The 16,571-nt window shown below is 41.7% G+C and carries 18 protein-coding genes; 12 read left to right on the top strand and 6 right to left on the bottom strand.

What is annotated here, in order from left to right; genetic code table 11:
* Positions 1 to 54 precede the first annotated feature (54 nt).
* The 6 genes from FTU39_RS00140 to FTU39_RS00115 all read left to right on the top strand — a co-directional run bounded on the left by FTU39_RS00140 (position 55) and on the right by FTU39_RS00115 (position 4,468).
* Positions 55 to 681, top strand: a complete 627-nt coding sequence (locus FTU39_RS00140) for a 2'-5' RNA ligase family protein (RefSeq protein WP_180051577.1) — start codon at positions 55 to 57, stop codon at positions 679 to 681.
* Entirely contained in the window at positions 678 to 1,199 is a 522-nt protein-coding gene (cobU, locus tag FTU39_RS00135; protein WP_096901203.1) for a bifunctional adenosylcobinamide kinase/adenosylcobinamide-phosphate guanylyltransferase, read from the top strand. Before FTU39_RS00140 ends, cobU begins: the two co-directional genes overlap by 4 nt.
* Complete coding sequence (gene cobT / locus FTU39_RS00130; protein ID WP_004976913.1) at positions 1,196 to 2,254, top strand: nicotinate-nucleotide--dimethylbenzimidazole phosphoribosyltransferase; 1,059 nt, start codon at positions 1,196 to 1,198, stop codon at positions 2,252 to 2,254. The genes cobU and cobT overlap by 4 nt, the downstream gene beginning before the upstream one ends.
* Positions 2,251 to 2,856, top strand: a complete 606-nt coding sequence (locus FTU39_RS00125) for a histidine phosphatase family protein (RefSeq protein ID WP_131261637.1) — start codon at positions 2,251 to 2,253, stop codon at positions 2,854 to 2,856. The genes cobT and FTU39_RS00125 overlap by 4 nt, the downstream gene beginning before the upstream one ends.
* Positions 2,853 to 3,596: an adenosylcobinamide-GDP ribazoletransferase gene (locus FTU39_RS00120; protein WP_004976907.1), complete on the top strand. Its 744-nt coding sequence runs from the start codon at positions 2,853 to 2,855 to the stop codon at positions 3,594 to 3,596. The genes FTU39_RS00125 and FTU39_RS00120 overlap by 4 nt, the downstream gene beginning before the upstream one ends.
* Before the next feature lie 662 nt (positions 3,597 to 4,258).
* The gene (locus tag FTU39_RS00115; RefSeq protein ID WP_004976903.1) at positions 4,259 to 4,468 is read left to right on the top strand and encodes a hypothetical protein; all 210 of its coding nucleotides are present in this window, start codon (positions 4,259 to 4,261) and stop codon (positions 4,466 to 4,468) included.
* 85 nt (positions 4,469 to 4,553) lie between these two features.
* Here the strand turns inward: FTU39_RS00115 and bioB are convergent, their stop codons facing one another.
* Both bioB and queG read right to left on the bottom strand, forming a co-directional pair.
* The gene (gene bioB, locus FTU39_RS00110; protein ID WP_104851863.1) at positions 4,554 to 5,546 is read right to left on the bottom strand and encodes a biotin synthase BioB; all 993 of its coding nucleotides are present in this window, start codon (positions 5,544 to 5,546) and stop codon (positions 4,554 to 4,556) included.
* A 288-nt stretch (positions 5,547 to 5,834) separates the two neighbouring features.
* Positions 5,835 to 6,935: a tRNA epoxyqueuosine(34) reductase QueG gene (gene queG, locus FTU39_RS00105; RefSeq protein ID WP_154320819.1), complete on the bottom strand. Its 1,101-nt coding sequence runs from the start codon at positions 6,933 to 6,935 to the stop codon at positions 5,835 to 5,837.
* A gap of 21 nt (positions 6,936 to 6,956) precedes the next feature.
* Between queG and FTU39_RS00100 the strand changes: the two genes are divergently transcribed.
* Complete coding sequence (locus FTU39_RS00100) at positions 6,957 to 8,477, top strand: NAD(P)H-hydrate dehydratase (protein WP_180051576.1); 1,521 nt, start codon at positions 6,957 to 6,959, stop codon at positions 8,475 to 8,477.
* 24 nt (positions 8,478 to 8,501) lie between these two features.
* On the opposite strand, the gene ruvC is transcribed toward FTU39_RS00100, so the two are convergent.
* Entirely contained in the window at positions 8,502 to 9,047 is a 546-nt protein-coding gene (gene ruvC, locus FTU39_RS00095; RefSeq protein ID WP_004976895.1) for a crossover junction endodeoxyribonuclease RuvC, read from the bottom strand.
* 200 nt (positions 9,048 to 9,247) lie between these two features.
* Between ruvC and FTU39_RS00090 the strand changes: the two genes are divergently transcribed.
* From FTU39_RS00090 to FTU39_RS00080, 3 genes are all read left to right on the top strand, one after another.
* On the top strand, positions 9,248 to 9,631 hold the full coding sequence (locus FTU39_RS00090; RefSeq protein ID WP_180051575.1) for a YkvA family protein: 384 nt from the start codon (positions 9,248 to 9,250) through the stop codon (positions 9,629 to 9,631).
* A gap of 167 nt (positions 9,632 to 9,798) precedes the next feature.
* Positions 9,799 to 10,374 carry an FxsA family protein gene (locus FTU39_RS00085; RefSeq protein WP_004976892.1) on the top strand — a complete coding sequence of 192 codons (576 nt, stop codon included), beginning with the start codon at positions 9,799 to 9,801 and terminating at the stop codon, positions 10,372 to 10,374.
* A 159-nt stretch (positions 10,375 to 10,533) separates the two neighbouring features.
* Entirely contained in the window at positions 10,534 to 11,169 is a 636-nt protein-coding gene (locus tag FTU39_RS00080) for a LysE family transporter (protein ID WP_004976890.1), read from the top strand.
* A 20-nt stretch (positions 11,170 to 11,189) separates the two neighbouring features.
* Here FTU39_RS00080 and FTU39_RS00075 read toward each other — a convergent pair whose 3' ends face one another.
* The gene (locus tag FTU39_RS00075) at positions 11,190 to 11,399 is read right to left on the bottom strand and encodes a hypothetical protein (protein ID WP_154320816.1); all 210 of its coding nucleotides are present in this window, start codon (positions 11,397 to 11,399) and stop codon (positions 11,190 to 11,192) included.
* 316 nt (positions 11,400 to 11,715) lie between these two features.
* Between FTU39_RS00075 and FTU39_RS00070 the strand changes: the two genes are divergently transcribed.
* Positions 11,716 to 11,946, top strand: coding sequence for a hypothetical protein (locus FTU39_RS00070; protein ID WP_372238839.1), 231 nt, complete (start codon positions 11,716 to 11,718; stop codon positions 11,944 to 11,946).
* 152 nt (positions 11,947 to 12,098) lie between these two features.
* On the opposite strand, the gene FTU39_RS00065 is transcribed toward FTU39_RS00070, so the two are convergent.
* Together FTU39_RS00065 and metK are read right to left on the bottom strand one after the other, a co-directional pair.
* Entirely contained in the window at positions 12,099 to 12,410 is a 312-nt protein-coding gene (locus tag FTU39_RS00065; protein ID WP_096901196.1) for a monooxygenase, read from the bottom strand.
* Positions 12,411 to 12,568: 158 nt separating this feature from the next.
* Positions 12,569 to 13,735 carry a methionine adenosyltransferase gene (gene metK, locus FTU39_RS00060; RefSeq protein WP_004976883.1) on the bottom strand — a complete coding sequence of 389 codons (1,167 nt, stop codon included), beginning with the start codon at positions 13,733 to 13,735 and terminating at the stop codon, positions 12,569 to 12,571.
* Positions 13,736 to 14,484: 749 nt separating this feature from the next.
* Here metK and tkt point away from each other — a divergent pair.
* Positions 14,485 to 16,473, top strand: a complete 1,989-nt coding sequence (gene tkt / locus FTU39_RS00055; protein WP_004976881.1) for a transketolase — start codon at positions 14,485 to 14,487, stop codon at positions 16,471 to 16,473.
* The last annotated feature ends 98 nt before the right edge of the window (positions 16,474 to 16,571 follow it).

The raw sequence follows: 16,571 nt of genomic DNA, 5'->3' as shown, positions 1-16,571 counted from the left end.
CTATTCAGTTGTGAATGTTTTACCATAAGCTGTTTAAATTCATTGAATTATCCCGTGTTTATTCAAGCCAATCAGTACGTTACTCCAACACAGCAGCATGATTATCCTGAATGGCATCGTGGGCGTGAGCGTTATGCGCTTTGGTATTTAACTGTTCAACATCCAGCTTTAGAATGTTATTTACAACAATTAAAACAGCAATTTTCAGATGTATTATTTCGCCCAAACACTCGCCAGTTTCATATCACCTTATATATTTGTGGGTTTTATGCAGCAAAAAAGCATTGGGAAGATGACTTTCTCGAGTCACAATTTCAACAACAAGTTCAAGCCTTACAGCAGTTGCAACTAGAGCCTTTTCAACTGAAAGTGGGCGGCATCAATAGTTTTGATAGTGCTTTATTTGTAGAAGTGCAAGATCAATCACAGCAACTGGCGCGTATACGTCAGGCACTTAGCGTAGGCGGGGCTGAAATCGCAGCTTTACAGTATCATCCACATATTACTTTGGGTTTATATCAAACAGCGTGTTCAACCAATTTGATTTTGCAGCGTATTCAAAATCTCCCCGTGCAATATTTCGATTTAGATATCCATCATTTAAATTTTGGTTATTATCAGGCACACACTTTACAAGGTCAGCTATTTAGCACGCATCAATTTCCTTTGGAGCACATGTGATTCAACTTATTTTGGGCGGTGCGCGTTCGGGTAAAAGCCGTATGGCTGAGCAAACCGCGCAGCAACTTGGCAAATCCGTCATTTATGTAGCAACTGCACAAGCGGGCGATGCAGAAATGCAGGCGCGGATTCAGCATCATCAACAACAGCGTCCGCAGACTTGGCAATTGTGCGAAGAGCCTTTGTATTTGGCGGAGCAGTTAAAGATGCTGGATCATCCGAATGCTGTGATTTTAGTAGATTGTCTGACCTTGTGGATGAGTAATTTGTTGATGCAATCTGCAGAAAGCTTTGCCGAACAACAAATTTCAGCATTGCTCGAAGTTTTACCTCAGTTGCAAGCCGATATTATTTTAGTGAGCAATGAAACAGGTTTGGGCGTTGTACCGATGGGCGAAATAACCCGAAAATTTGTCGATGAAACAGGGCGATTACATCAGCAATTGGGACAAATTGCAGACAAAGTGCAGTTCTGTGTCGCAGGTTTTCCAATGCTTTTAAAAGGAGAGAAGAAATGACTTGGTGGTTTGCAGCGTGTCAAAAGCCAAATGAACAGATGAAACAACAGGCAATTGCACGACAACTTCAATTGACCAAACCAACAGGTTCATTGGCAGCATTGGAAAATATTGCGATTCAACTGGCGGCTTTGCAAGGAACAACGCAGCCGAATATTGAACGTCCGTGGATATGTATTTTCGCAGGCGATCATGGCGTGATGGAAGAAAATATTTCCGCCTATCCCCAAGCCGTGACTCGGCAAATGCTACAAAATTTTGCCACAGGTGGGGCATGTATCAGCGTCATCGCCCGACAATATCAGGCGCATTTACAAGTGGTGGATTGCGGCTCGGTCGGGGAAGCGTATGAATATGCAGGAGTAGAGCGGCATTGTATTCGTGCAGGCACAGCGAATTTTGCTAAAACCCGCGCCATGACTGAACAAGCGTGTGCAGATGCGATGGCACTTGGACGTCAAAGTGTGGAAGATGCCATCGCACAGCAGGCCTCGATTTATGTCGCAGGTGAAATGGGTATTGGAAATACCTGTTCGGCATCAGCCTTGTCTTGCTTTTTATTACAAGAACCTGCTGAAGCCTTGACTGGCATAGGCACAGGAATTGACACTGCACAATTGCAACATAAAAAACAGGTGATTGATGCTGCTTTAGCTCTACATCAGAACTATGTGCAAGATGATGCTTTTAAAGCCTTATGTGCAGTTGGTGGATTGGAGGTCGCTGCAATGGTGGGCGCGTATATTCGCTGTGCGCAGTTGGGCTTGCCGATGGTGGTGGATGGTTTTATCAGCAGTGCTGCTGCATTAGTTGCAGTGCGTTTAAATCCTCAAGTCCGAGAATGGATGTTGTTTGGGCATCAATCGGCTGAATATGGACATCGTCGCTTATTAGAAGCATTAGGTGCACAAGCCTTGCTGCATCTAAATTTACGCTTAGGTGAGGGCAGCGGTGCGGGCGCGGCATTGGGCATTATCCAACTGGCCTGTGCCTTGCATAATCAAATGGCGACTTTTGCCGAAGCTGCGGTTATTGGTGAGAAAGTATCTTTATGATCATGCTAGACCTATTGAGACATGGCGAAACAGAATTGGGTCATACTTTGCGTGGCTCAACCGATGATGCTTTGACTTTAAAAGGTTGGCAAGACATGCAGCAGACTTTAAACACGGCAATAGCTACAGGACAGCGATGGGATGTTGTGGCAAGTTCACCTTTACAGCGTTGTCTGCAGGTTGCTCAGACCTTTGCGCAAGCACAGCAATTGCCACTGTATATTGATGCACAATTTCAGGAAATGCATTTTGGTGCATGGGAAGCTATTTCCACTCAAACCTTATATGAACAATACCCTGAAGATTTAGCTAAATTTTGGATGACACCGACCCAATTTAGTCCGCCACAAGCAGAATCTTTGCTAAATTTTCAGCAGCGCGTTTTGCAAGGTCTGTCCGATCTCAACCAATATTTACAACAACTCGAGCAACAACCTAAACGTGTGTTATTGGTCACGCATGGCGGGGTAATTAAATTGCTCAAAGTATTGGCGCAGAAAAAATCTTTAGACGATATTTTAAAAATGTCTGCAGCGTTGGGGCAATTGAGTTCATTCCAGTTACATCCCAATGGCAACATTTGCATGCAGGGGCAAACATGACACCTTTTTGGATTGCCTTGCAATTCCTGAGCACTTTTCCTGTTTCTTTAAAACAGATGCCAACTGCAGCGCAAAATGCACAATCACTGCTGTTTTATCCGCTCGTTGGCTTACTAATTGGAGCTGCGCTGTGGGGGATGGCGCATTTATTGCAATTCTTGCCTTTGGTTCTGAGTAGCAGCTTAATTTTAGTGCTCTGGATTTGGCTGACAGGTGGTTTACATTTAGATGGACTGGCTGATACTGCCGATGCATGGGTCGGCGGTTTTGGTGATCCTGAACGTAGCTTAAACATCATGAAAGACCCAAGCAGCGGCCCGATTGGAGTATTGAGCTTACTGATCTGCTGTTTATTAAAATGGTCTGCGTTGTATGTATTGCTCGAACAACAGTATTTGGCATTTTTGCTGTTTGTACCCGTATTGGGACGATTAAGCGCTTTGGTTTTATTTTTAAGCACGCCTTATTTACGTGCCAATGGTTTAGGCACTGCTATTCAGGCACATTTGCCTAAAACAGGCACAAAAATTGTGATCGCATTGACCTTGCTTGCAGGAGTGCTTTGGGGATGGGTGGGTTTGGTGACCGTTCTGACTTTTATCCTTAGCACCTTGTATTTGCGATATAAATTTATGCAGCGTTTAGGTGGAATTACGGGCGATACCGTTGGTGCGAGTATTGAAATAACAGAAAGCATGATGTTATTGGCTATTGCGATTCTTTGGTTTTTAATAAATTAGCTTTTGAGCAGTTTTTCTTGTTTCAAGTGCGCTGAAAATTGAAATAATATAAGCGAATGAATTTACAGCTATTTATGCACTCAATTTCAGCAAGTATGCAGATGAATTTGTCATTTGTCGGAAAGTTCCTAAATTAGATTTGCTATTTTTTTTAAATATGATAATAGTAGTTTATGTCAATCAGCCTTGATGGCATTTGTATCTCAGGATGAGATCACAAACGTGATGTATAAAAATCAAAAGGAATGTCATTTATGATCAAACTGTTAAAGCAAATTTTCTGTATCCATATTTATGAATATGACGCAATGGAAGAAATCGGGGCGCATTTAGAGTGTCGTAAGTGTGGGGATTCTAAGACACAATAATGTTAAGTATTGAATCTGTATTAAAACCAAGTGAGTCTTTATGGCTCACTTTTTTATTTTAGGCTAGCAGCCTGAATATTTCGCTTAACCTTGCCTGCATGTATTGTAGGCTGCATTTATCCATCTTCAAAACTACATATATAATGCGACATCCTTTGATGGATATACTCCTCATCCCGTTTGAAATGTGATTTAACCAAGCGTGCTATTGAATTTTCTATCCTTCGCGTACTTTATCCCACAAGGTATTCCGCTTAAAATTCTGTATCTAGAAATATTGAACTGACTGTATTTATGGCTAAAAACTTTCAAGAAAAAACGTATATTGTAGATGACAATCTAGCAGATACTTTGACGTGGTTGCTGCATCATCAGGATTGTTATGATCGGTTTTATTATGATGCGATTCAGCAACAACTGACGGTAGAACATGCCAACGGGGTAGATATTATTAAAACAGGGCAGTATTTAAATGCCAGTTACGGAATTTTAATTACCTCTTAAAAGCGTTGCCGCATAAACTTATTTTGCTGCATAAAAAACAAAGTCCCTTTTAGGGACTTTGTACATTTGGATGGGTGCTAAAATTTTAAGCCATTGCCATCGCATCTACCGACAACTCAGAAACGGTTGGCTTGGCACGTTCAGGCACTAAGCCTAATTTTTGGAACAATTGTTTGTCTTTGCCTTCGCCTGCGTTTGGTGTGGTTAAAAGCTTTTCACCTGAGAATAACGAGTTCGCACCTGCCATAAATGCCAACGCCTGATCTGAATCAGACAACGATTCACGCCCTGCAGACAAACGAATATAGCTGTTTGGCATGATAATACGTGCAACTGCAATAGTACGAATCCATTCAATCACATCTAGCTTTTCGACTTCAGCCAGTGGTGTACCTTCAATCGGAACTAACATATTGATTGGCACAGATTCAGGGTGTAACGGTAAAGTCGCCAATTCATGTAACAAACCAATACGGTCTTGGGTATCTTCACCTAAACCGACAATACCGCCACTACACACTTTCATACCTGTTTGACGCACAATATCCAAAGTATTTAAGCGGTCATCAAAGCTACGAGTACTAATGACATTCGGATAATATTCACGCGATGTGTCTAGGTTGTGGTTGTAATAATCCAAACCTGCATCTTTTAAGCGTTCTGCCTGAGATTGATTCAACATCCCTAAAGTCATGCAAGTTTCTAAGCCTAGAGCTTTGACTTCACGCACCATTTCTAAAACATACGGCATATCACGTTCATGCGGATTACGCCAAGCAGCGCCCATACAAAAACGTGAAGAACCTGATGCTAAAGCTTCTTTGGCTTCCTGAATGACTTTATCCACTGCAATACGTTTTTCAGCTTCAAGCTGTGAATCATAATGCGCAGATTGCGAGCAATATTTGCAGTCCTCAGGGCATTTGCCTGTTTTAATAGACAATAAGGTACTGACTTGTACGGTATTGGCAGCAAAATGTTGGCGATGCACACGCTGTGCTTCAAAGACTAAATCCAGAAAAGGTTGTTCATATAACTGCTGAATTTCTTCTCGAGTCCAATCATTGCGTACTGACATAAGTAAAAGTCCATCATCCCTATTATTCATAGTCTGTATCATACACAAATAGTTTGAATCAGAAAGGCATAATCTCCCAATTTCATGGCTAATATTCGACAGTGTGGAAACAAAAATATGCAGTCGATTTAGTCGCAAACTTAAGCAATTTTACTGTTATTTAGCTGCAAAATTTATTTTTATGGATTTTTATTTTGCAATGAATTGGTCACTAAAATTCAGTTAACTGCATAAATTGGCAAGTAACCTGCAGTCAAAATATCGCACGGTTTTGGATATGATTTTTGTTTAAAATTTAGACTGTTTAAGGAGTTGTTCCTGAATCGCCCAATCAATATGGATTTGCACAATCTCATTATGCTGTGCACGCGTTTGCTGCAAAGTTTGTAAAATCTGTGCTGAAAATGGGGCATTTCCAAGCCCGATTGCAATATTACGCATAAAACTTTGATAGCCTGTACGACGTAATGGACTACCTTCGGTTTTGGCTAAAAATGTGCTTTCATCCCATTGCCATAAATCTAGCAAGCTGACCTGATCTAAGGCATGTCGGGGATGAAAATCCTCCACCGTGGTGACTTGAGCAAAGCTATTCCACGGGCAAATCAGTTGGCAATCATCACAACCAAACACCCGATTACCAATGCCACGACGTAATTCTTCAGGAATGATACCCTGATATTCAATGGTCAAATAAGCAATACATTTACGCGCATCTAACATATAAGGTTCAACAATGGCTTGCGTTGGGCAAATGTCGATGCAGGCTGTGCAAGAGCCGCAATGCGATGTTGCAGGTGGATCAAAAGGCAAATCTAGTGAAGTAAACAGCTCACCCAATACAAAAAATGACCCAGATTTTTTATGAATCAGTAAGGTATGTTTACCTGTCCAACCCATGCCAGCACTTTCAGCCAACGACTTTTCAAAAATCGGGGCTGAGTCCGCAAAGGGGCGTGATTCAAACTCGCCCACTTTTTCACGAATACGGGTGGCAAGAGTTTTTAGGCGTCCGCGCATGACTTTGTGATAATCGCGCCCACGTGCATAACGGGCAATAATTGCAGAGTTAGGTGCATCGGGAATGTGTCGTGGACGTGGTGTTTCCACCAAATAATTCATGCGCACACAAATAATACTTTTTGTATTCGGGACTAACAGTGTGGGATTAGCGCGCTTGTCTAAATTTTCTTCTAGAAACTTCATATCGCCATGATAGCCACGTTTTAAATATTCCTGAAAACGTGCTAATTCTGCTTGAGCATCTGGTTTGGCAATGACACAATCAGCAAAACCAAGCGCCAAAGCTTGAGCTTTAATCCACGCTTTCAAGGCGGCTGGATCGTCTTGATGCAGAGAAATATGTGCTGAAGTGGTGGATGTTGCCATAACAAAATAGAAAGGAAGAAAATGCCGCAGCAAGTGTACCATAGCCCTGTTTATCATAGTCAAAGTATTCAAGCGTGGGAGCAGCGCTGGTTTGCCCGTCAAAATAGTTCTTACGGTTTAATGCAGCAAGTGGCGTGGACACTGCATTTACAAATTCGCAAAATTTTTGCAAAACAGCCATCTACAATACAAAAAATTGCTGTGTGTTGTGGACAAGGCAATAACGCAGGCGATGGCTATTTAACTGCAAAATATTTAAAACAAGCAGGTTTTCAAGTCGATATTTATGCCGCAACACGCGGTTCATCGGCAGATTTACATCAGGCTTTTTTAGAAGCTCAGACAGAACAAGTCAATATAATTCAAGGTTTTGCATTTCAACAAAGTTATGACTGCTATATTGATGCATTATTTGGTATTGGTTTAGATCGTCCTTTAAATGATGAGTGGCAGTCGCTTATTCACGCAATGAATCAACAAGCGGGTTTAAAAATTGCGGTTGATATTCCAAGCGGTTTAAATGCCAACACGGGTCAGCCGTTGCCATGTGCAATTAAAGCCGATTACACCTTTACAGCTTTGGGTTTGAAAGCAGGGTTATTTACAGGGCAGGCACAGGAATATACGGGGCAGGTCGATGTGCTAGATTTGATTCCAGTCGATGCAGAACTCAAAGCGTTGGCCCAACTCACACCACATTTGATTCAATTACCCGCACGGCAGGCTTTTGGACACAAAGGCAGTTATGGGCATGTGTTGATTGTGGGCGGACATGCGCAAATGGGTGGTGCGGTGATGATGGCTGCAGAAGCCGCATCGAGCGCAGGTGCAGGGAAAGTGACTGTGGTCTGTCATGCCAAACATCATGTGGCGATATTAAGCCGTGCGCCGAATTTAATGTTGCGGGATATAGACGCACTGACAGGCGCAGAAATTCAGCACTTAATTTCACAGGTCGATGCCGTGAGTTTAGGGATGGGACTAGGACGAGATGCTTGGGCAGAACAGCATTATGCAGACTGGTTTGCCGCACTAAATCAGTCCGAGGTAGAAGTAGTTTACGATGCCGATGCCTTGTGGTTTTTGGCGAAACAAGCGCATTCATCGCATCATCCAGCCCAACTAAAACCGAACAGTTATGCCACACCACATTCAGGTGAGGCTGCGACCTTGCTCAATACTACGGTTGCAGCCATTGAAGCAGACCGTATTGCCGCGATTCAGCAATTGCAGCAACGCTATGCAGGCGATTGGGTGTTAAAAGGTTCAGGTAGTTTGACTTTGCAAGCTGCATCTACAGAACCGCAAGCAAGTTCATTGTGGATTTGTACCGCAGGCAATCCTGGTATGGGTACAGGTGGTATGGGCGATGTGTTGGCAGGCATGATTGCCAGTTTAAAAGCCCAGTTTCATCATAAAATTCAATTGCATGAAATTGTCATGTTACATGCCTTGGCGGGGGATGTATTGGCACAGCAGGGCATGCGCGGTTTACAGGCACAGCACATGAGCCAAGCGATTTATCAGGTTGTGAATCGGTAAAATATAAGCGATGGCGATGCTGATTTAGCGACGTCTGGAGCTTGAGCGACTGCGCCCGCGAGCCATACCGCCCAAGGCATTGAGCACAGCCAATTTGGTCATGCTGCCTGATGCATGAGCATGGCAAATTGCAGCAGCCAAAGCATCGGCAGCATCTTGTTGTGGTTTAATGGATAGATTTAATAGTTTCATGACCATCATTTGTACTTGTTCTTTATCGGCAGCGCCATAACCCACGACAGATTGTTTAATTTGACGGGCGGTATATTCCGCCACTTGTAAATCTAAATTCACCAAAGCGGCAATCGCTGCACCACGAGCCTGTCCCAATTTCAAGGCAGAGTCTGGGTTTTGCGCCATAAACACTTGTTCAACTGCAGCTTCAGTCGGGCCATGAAATTTCACAATCCGTTCAATCCCTGCAAAAATCCGTTTTAAGCGTTCAGGCATTTCACTGGTTTCGGTGCGAATGGTTCCTGCATCTACAAAACGTAATTTAGCGCCATCACGTTCAATAATGCCGTAGCCCGTTAGACGAGAACCAGGGTCGATTCCAATAATAAGTGACATGCCAAGCCTTAAAAAATTACATCAAGTTGAATTATAGGAGTTTAAATCTCTTTTGTGTGGAGTAATTTCAAAACATTCGGTCAGTAAGCTGCTGTTTAAACCATTGGAATGTATCCCACGCCACATTTTCAATTTTGGACTTCATTTTATTTTAAGTTTTGAGGTGTATATTTTATATACGGTAGCAAATGAGAGTGGCAATGAAGTGGATTGATAGGCTAAAACAGTGGGCGAAGCAAATTAAACGAAATGTTTATGCGGTTTGGTTTGTCGCACGTGATCCTGAAACACCGTTTATGGCAAAGCTTTTGGCATTGTTGGTCGCTGCTTATGCCATTTCTCCCATTGATTTAATTCCAGACTTTATACCTGTTTTGGGTTATTTAGTTGACCTGATTTTAGTGCCATTGGGCATCATGTTGGTATTGCGTTTAGTACCTGCTGAAGTAATGCAGCGTTGTCGCTTACAAGCCGATGCGATCAGTCAAAAACCGAGCAGTTATATTGCAGCATCAGTTTTTATTGCGTTGTGGTTATTATTGGCTTATGCCGCATATTTTTATCTTTATCGTTTAAATATATAGACGTATTAAGTCTGTTATTGGGTGATGATGAAAATATTAATGACAGACTTAACCTTTAAAAATACAATAATGCCCATATTTAAACAACAGCGAATCAAAAAGCTTGATCCCGATGAAGCACTTGGTTACTGCATTTTATTTATTTTGTTGAGATTAGATTAATTTTCATGAAATTATTTCTTATTGTTCTAATTGGCTTAGTTCTTGAAGTCTTCGTCTGGATTGGTGTGGGCGACCTAGTGGGGAGCATGTGGTACGTGTTCTTTTGGTTTGTCGCTGCTTTCTTCATTGGTTTGAACCTGATTCGTAAATATTCTGCAGGCGTGATGCCACAAATGCAGCAAATGCAAATGGGGCAGATGAGTGCCGATCCTGCGCTGAGCAATAATTTACCTAAAATTTTTGCGGGTTTTTTATTGATGATTCCAGGATTAATTAGCGATGTTTTGGCATTGCTGGTGATGATTCCTGCCGTACAAAATGCCTTTAAAGCGGCAATGATGAAAGCCATGATGAAACGTCAGCAAGCCATGATGGATCAAATGATGGGTGGCATGATGGGCGATATGAATGGCATGGGCGGAGCAGGTCAAAACCCGTTTGCAGATTTAATGCGCCAAATGCAAGACATGCAAAATCAGCAGGGTGGTGGTCGTGATTCCAGTATTATTGATGGTGAAGCACGTGAAATTACCCCCGATGCGAAAAAAATTGAAATGAAAGATGTCAATCCACCTAAATAATATAGGTGATGCTTGATATCAAACCGAATCGTGCTGATTCGGTTTTTTTTATGTGTGTTTTTGGGTAAATATTCAAATATTGAGAGGCCTATTTTAAAGCCTTATTTATTCTCTTGCTGCACAAGGTATAATCGGACTTTCAATTCTCCTAATGTATTTATGTCTTTGTTATTCACCATTTGTTCGCTGCATTTTGTGGCACAGCTTAGCCCAGGCCCAGATGTTTTATTAATTGCCAAAAGTGCAGCCAGCAATACCCGTCGTAATACCTTGCAGATTATTGCGGGCATTTCATCGGGGATTGTGGTGTGGGTAGTGCTGACCCTATTGGGTTTTACGGTTTTGGTGCAGCAGTTTCCTTGGATTCAGCAAGTCTTAATGCTGATTGGCGGTTTATTTCTTGCCAAAATGGGATGGGGCATGTTGTCGGGTGGTTGGCATAGTTGGCAGCAGCGTAAACAGTTTGATGATACTCAAGTGCAAATTCCAGCCGCAAAAAACTACTTTTTATTGGGTCTATTCACCAATTTATCTAATCCGAAAACCTTAATTTATTTTAGCAGCGTATTTGCTTTGGCGCTGAGTTCATCGGCAAGTGCATCTTTAAAAGCCCAATTGGCAGTGATTATTCCAATCCAAACTTTTGTGACATTTACATTATTTATGTTGCTACTTTCGACACCAAAAATGAAAAAGTTATATCAGCGTTCAGGCAGTTATATTGATATGGTCTCGGGCGGATTATTTTTATTATTTGCTGTGTGGTTGTGGTTAGATGCACTGCGTATGTTTTAAAACATAGGTTTTGATGCCAATTAGTTAGATGATTTGATGTTGTCCAAAGCCAAGTTTGACGATTTTTCATTCAGTATTTCGGTTGCAGTCGTGTTTTCAGTTTTATCTAAATGATTGGGCTGATAAGTACGGTTTGATTGCAAAGTTGCTTCGGTATTTTCCGAACCTTGGTATTTACGACTACGGTTGGCACGTTCTCGCAAGCCACCTTTTTTAATGAGTTGCACCACTTTAACTTTACTCCGTGTAATAAAAAAATATGTGCTGAAAGCCAAGCTTGAGTCTAAACTTCAAGTAATCGAGCATGCAGAATTTTAGCATGGCATACCTATTTTAGATGGATAAAGTGACTGTTTATTCAAAAATACGATTTGCGCGAATAGCAGAACTTTGACATTCTAATTCACAAGCGATTGTGTCAGTTAAATCATCGCAAAGGATGCAGGCTACAAAGTGTCACAGTTGCTTAAACAAAATTACACTGCATCAGGGTAGATGGTGTAACAATAAAAACAAGAATTACAGTGAAGTAGGAGAATACCTATGCTGTATCATCAGTATCGTTGCGCATGTTGCAATCGGGTGGTGGAATCATCAGAAAAAGAATGTGGTACTTGTGGTTCACACAATATTCGTAGTCCTTATGGTTTCTGGTTATTCTGTATTTTGGCATGCTTGGCAGCAGCCGTTGTGTTTAAAGTCGTGCATGTTTATTTGCAAGATCATCAAGAAGTGCCCGTGCAACAATCGGTGCTTGAGGTGATTCGTACCCAATAAGTGCTGCATCCAAGCTTAACGCTTATTTCGTCTATACAAGATTTCAAAAAATCCTGAGTCATTAAATGGCTCAGGATTTTATTCAACTGTTTTTTCAATATTGAAGAGACTCACCATTTTATTCTTCAATATGGATGAGCAATTTAAAAAGATTAGCGACTTAAGAAGTCAGCTTGGTTGATTGCAGACAGTGCAGCATTCACCTCAAAAATCTTGCCACGAATATCCTTCACGCCAAAACTTTCTAAACGTGCAGTGTGCATTTTTAAATAGCGTTCAGCATTGGCCGCATGATCAAACAGATAGATTCCACCTGCTTCCTGTGTTTGACCGTTCTCAGTCCAAATTTTCCAAAGCATGCCAGTTTCTAGGTTAATGCTTTCTGCAAGTTCACGGTACGCTTGGCTCATGCTTTCGCCAAATGGGCCTTCAGAAGGGAAATCGACTTGAAGAATAACCGCCATAATAAACTCCTACATCATTATCTTAGATGAGTATTTAAAAAATCTCAGGAATGATTCACTATAACATATTCGTATTTTGTATATTGTGGTTTGACAGCTAAATTTTAGGCATAAAAAAGCCCACCGAAGTGAGCTTGATAAAACTGAAAAGTTTTACATTACAGACCTGCAGAAGCTTTTAACGCCTCAACTTTGTCGGTTTTTTCCCATGTAAATGCAGTGTCAGAACCTTGACGACCAAAGTGGCCATAAGCTGCAGTCTGTTTATACATTGGTTGTAACAGGTTCAACATGTTGGTAATGCCGTATGGACGTAAATCGAAGTGTTCACGTACTAAAGCAATAATCAACTCATCTGCCACTTTTGCAGTGTTGAAGGTGTTGATTGAAATTGACGTTGGCTCTGCAACACCAATAGCATAAGACACCTGAATTTCACATTTGTCTGCCAAGCCAGCTGCCACAATATTCTTTGCAACATAACGACCTGCGTAAGCAGCAGAACGGTCAACTTTAGATGGGTCTTTACCAGAGAATGCACCGCCACCATGACGTGCCATGCCGCCGTAAGTATCGACAATGATTTTACGACCAGTTAAACCGCAGTCACCGACAGGGCCGCCAATCACAAACATACCTGTTGGGTTGATGTGGAATTTGGTGTCTGCATGGAACATTTCTGCAGGAATCACTTTTTTCACAATTTCTTCAATTACCGCTTCTTTAAGCTGAATTTGCGAAATTTCAGGATCGTGCTGAGTAGATAACACCACCGCGTCCAAACGTACAGGCACACCATTTTCATAAGCAAAAGTCACCTGACTTTTTGCATCTGGGCGTAACCACGGCAAAGCACCACTGCGACGTAATTCAGCTTGCTTTTCCATTAAGCGGTGTGCGTAAGAAATTGGGGCAGGCATTAATACATCAGTTTCACGGCTGGCGTAACCAAACATCAAACCTTGGTCACCTGCGCCTTGATCTTCAGGCTTTTGACGGTCTACACCTTGTGCAATTTCAGGTGATTGTTTACCAATCATGTTAATGACCGCACAGGTTGAACCATCAAAACCTAAGTCAGAATGATGGTAACCAATGCCATTTACGGTTTGACGAACAACGGCTTCAAAATCGACATTTGCAGTTGTTGTGATTTCACCTGCCAGTACAACCGCACCCGTTTTTACAAGCGTTTCACAAGCAACCCGCGCATAAGGGTCTTCTTTTAAGATTGCATCCAAAATGGCATCACTGATTTGGTCAGCCATTTTATCTGGATGGCCTTCGCTTACAGATTCCGAGGTAAATACAGCGTACTCGCGCATAAGTCCTATCACAGTTAAATTCAAAAGACGCAATATGTTACATCGAGTTAGACTTTAGGACTAGCGCATTACGACTAAATTGGCTGAATTTATTTCAATTCAATGACTTTTTATCGCATATCTTTAGCTAAAAAATAGATAAAGTATCGGTATGACTATATTGTGACTCAAAAATATTCATGTTGGCTAAAGTATGCTGTCATAATTTTAAACTAAGGAGCACCTTGTTTTTAAGTGGTGAATCATTTTTAAAAACAATATTGTAGATGGGTAATTTAAAGACTTTGAATTGACTTTATCTGCATCAAGCTGCATTTTCAAAAGCTGTTTTAAAATTTTGGACGATGGCTGTGATTCAATTTATTGTGTGAAAAGTGAATAAAATTCAAGGTGTGTTAAAATCTGTCTATTATTTCTACAGAATACTGTTGTGTTTTAACTTGTTGCTAGGCATTTGATTGGAGTTGCTGCAAGAGCGACATCACAATTCCATCCTGCGTCTATAAATTGAAATATCTATACTTTAGAATTTTGCCAAGAATAGAGCTTAACACGGCAATTAGCTATTTTCTTGTTGTTATAAACGTGAAAACGTCTTTGAATTTGCACGAAAAATACTCTGAATGGGAATTAATGCGGAAATATTGTTGCATAGGCTTTACCCCTCAGGCGTTTTTTTGAGAGAATAGCGGCTGTTTTGAATTCTATTCATCTTCTTCTATTTAACGATTTTTTGTGGACTCTGACCTATGACGACCCCGCTTAACGAACGTCGTATTGCAAACGCAATTCGTGTATTGGCAATGGATGCTGTGCAAAAAGCAAATTCAGGACATCCAGGTGCACCGATGGGGATGGCAGATATTGCCGATGTGGTGTGGCGTGAATTTTTGAATCACAACCCAACCAATCCACAATGGGCAAACCGCGACCGTTTTGTACTGTCTAATGGTCATGGTTCAATGTTGCAATATGCGTTGTTACATTTAACAGGTTATGATCTTTCAATCGAAGATTTAAAAGCGTTCCGTCAGTTACACTCTAAAACACCTGGCCACCCAGAATTAGGTTATGCACCAGGGATTGAAACCACCACTGGTCCACTCGGTCAGGGGATTGCCAATGCTGTTGGTTTTGCTTTAGCAGAAAAAACACTGGCTGCACAATTTAATAAAGAAGATATTCAGGTTGTAGACCATTTCACTTACTGTTTCTTGGGTGATGGTTGCTTAATGGAAGGTGTTTCACACGAAGCATGTTCATTGGCAGGTACTTTAGGTTTAGGCAAGCTGGTTGTTTATTATGATGACAACGGCATTTCTATTGATGGTGAAGTAGAAGGCTGGTTCTCTGACGATACCGAACAACGTTTCTTATCTTACGGCTGGCAAGTCTTAAAAGTTGATGGTCACGATGCCGATGCAATTCGTGCGGCAACAGTTGAAGCAAAAGCTGAAACGCAAAAACCGACTATTATTATTTGTAAAACTGTTATTGGTTTAGGTTCGCCAAACAAACAAGGTAAAGAAGACTGTCACGGTGCGCCATTAGGCCATGATGAAATCGCTTTGACGCGTCAAGCATTAGGCTGGACAGATGAAGCATTTGTTATTCCTGAAGATGTATATGCCGCTTGGGATGCTAAAGCGAAAGGTGCAGAAGCAGAAGCAGCATGGAATACAACTTTTGATGCCTATGCAGCAAAATATCCAACGGAAGCTGCTGAACTTAAACGCCGTTTAAGCGGTGAACTACCTGCAGAATTCATCGCGCAGGCAGATGCGTTTATTGCTGAAACCAATGCTAAAGCTGAAACGATTGCAACGCGTAAAGCCAGCCAAAATACTTTGCAAGCATTTGGCCCATTATTGCCTGAATTATTGGGTGGTTCTGCAGACTTGGCAGGTTCAAACTTAACCCTTTGGAAGGGTTGCCAAGGCGTTCAGGACAATGCAGCAGGGAACTACGTGCATTATGGCGTACGTGAGTTTGGTATGACTGCTATTGCAAATGGTGTAGCACTTCACGGTGGTTTCATTCCTTACGTTGCAACATTCTTAATGTTTATGGAATATGCGCGTAATGCCGTGCGTATGTCTGCATTAATGAAGCAACGTGTGATTCATGTGTATACCCACGACTCGATTGGTTTGGGTGAAGATGGTCCAACACACCAACCGATTGAACAAATTGCATCTTTACGTGGTACGCCAAACTTAAATACATGGCGTCCTGCAGATACCGTTGAAGCGGCTATTTCTTGGAAATCTGCATTAGTACGCAGCGAAGGTCCAACTGCTTTAATTTTCTCACGTCAAAACTTGCCATTCCAAACTCGTACTCAAGCGCAAATTGAGAACGTGGCAAAAGGTGGTTATGTCTTGGCTGAAGAAAAAGGTGAATTGAAAGCCATTATTATTGCAACAGGTTCAGAAGTGGGCTTGGCAATGGAAGCATACGCGCAGCTTGAAGGTGTACGTGTTGTGTCTATGCCGTGTGCAGAAGAATTTGTGAAGCAAGATGCAGCATATCGTGAAGCGGTATTGCCATCACATATTCGCGCACGTGTTGCGGTTGAAGCAGCGCATGTAGACTACTGGTGGAAGTTTGTCGGCTTAGACGGTAAAGTTATTGGTATGACAACTTATGGTGAATCTGCACCTGCAAAAGACTTGTATCAGTACTTTGGCATTACCACTGAAGCGGTTGTTGCTGCAGTAAAAGAATTAACAGCTTAATTTTTTAATCCAGTGTTTTTAAAGGCGTTCCTGCAAAGGGACGTCTTTTATTTTTGCATATTTGTTTGGTATTCGATGTGATGATCCAACAAATTTTG

The organism is Acinetobacter sp. YH12099, assembly GCF_013419195.1.
Lineage (GTDB): Bacteria > Pseudomonadota > Gammaproteobacteria > Pseudomonadales > Moraxellaceae > Acinetobacter > Acinetobacter towneri.
This window is presented reverse-complemented; position numbering and strand designations above follow the sequence as displayed.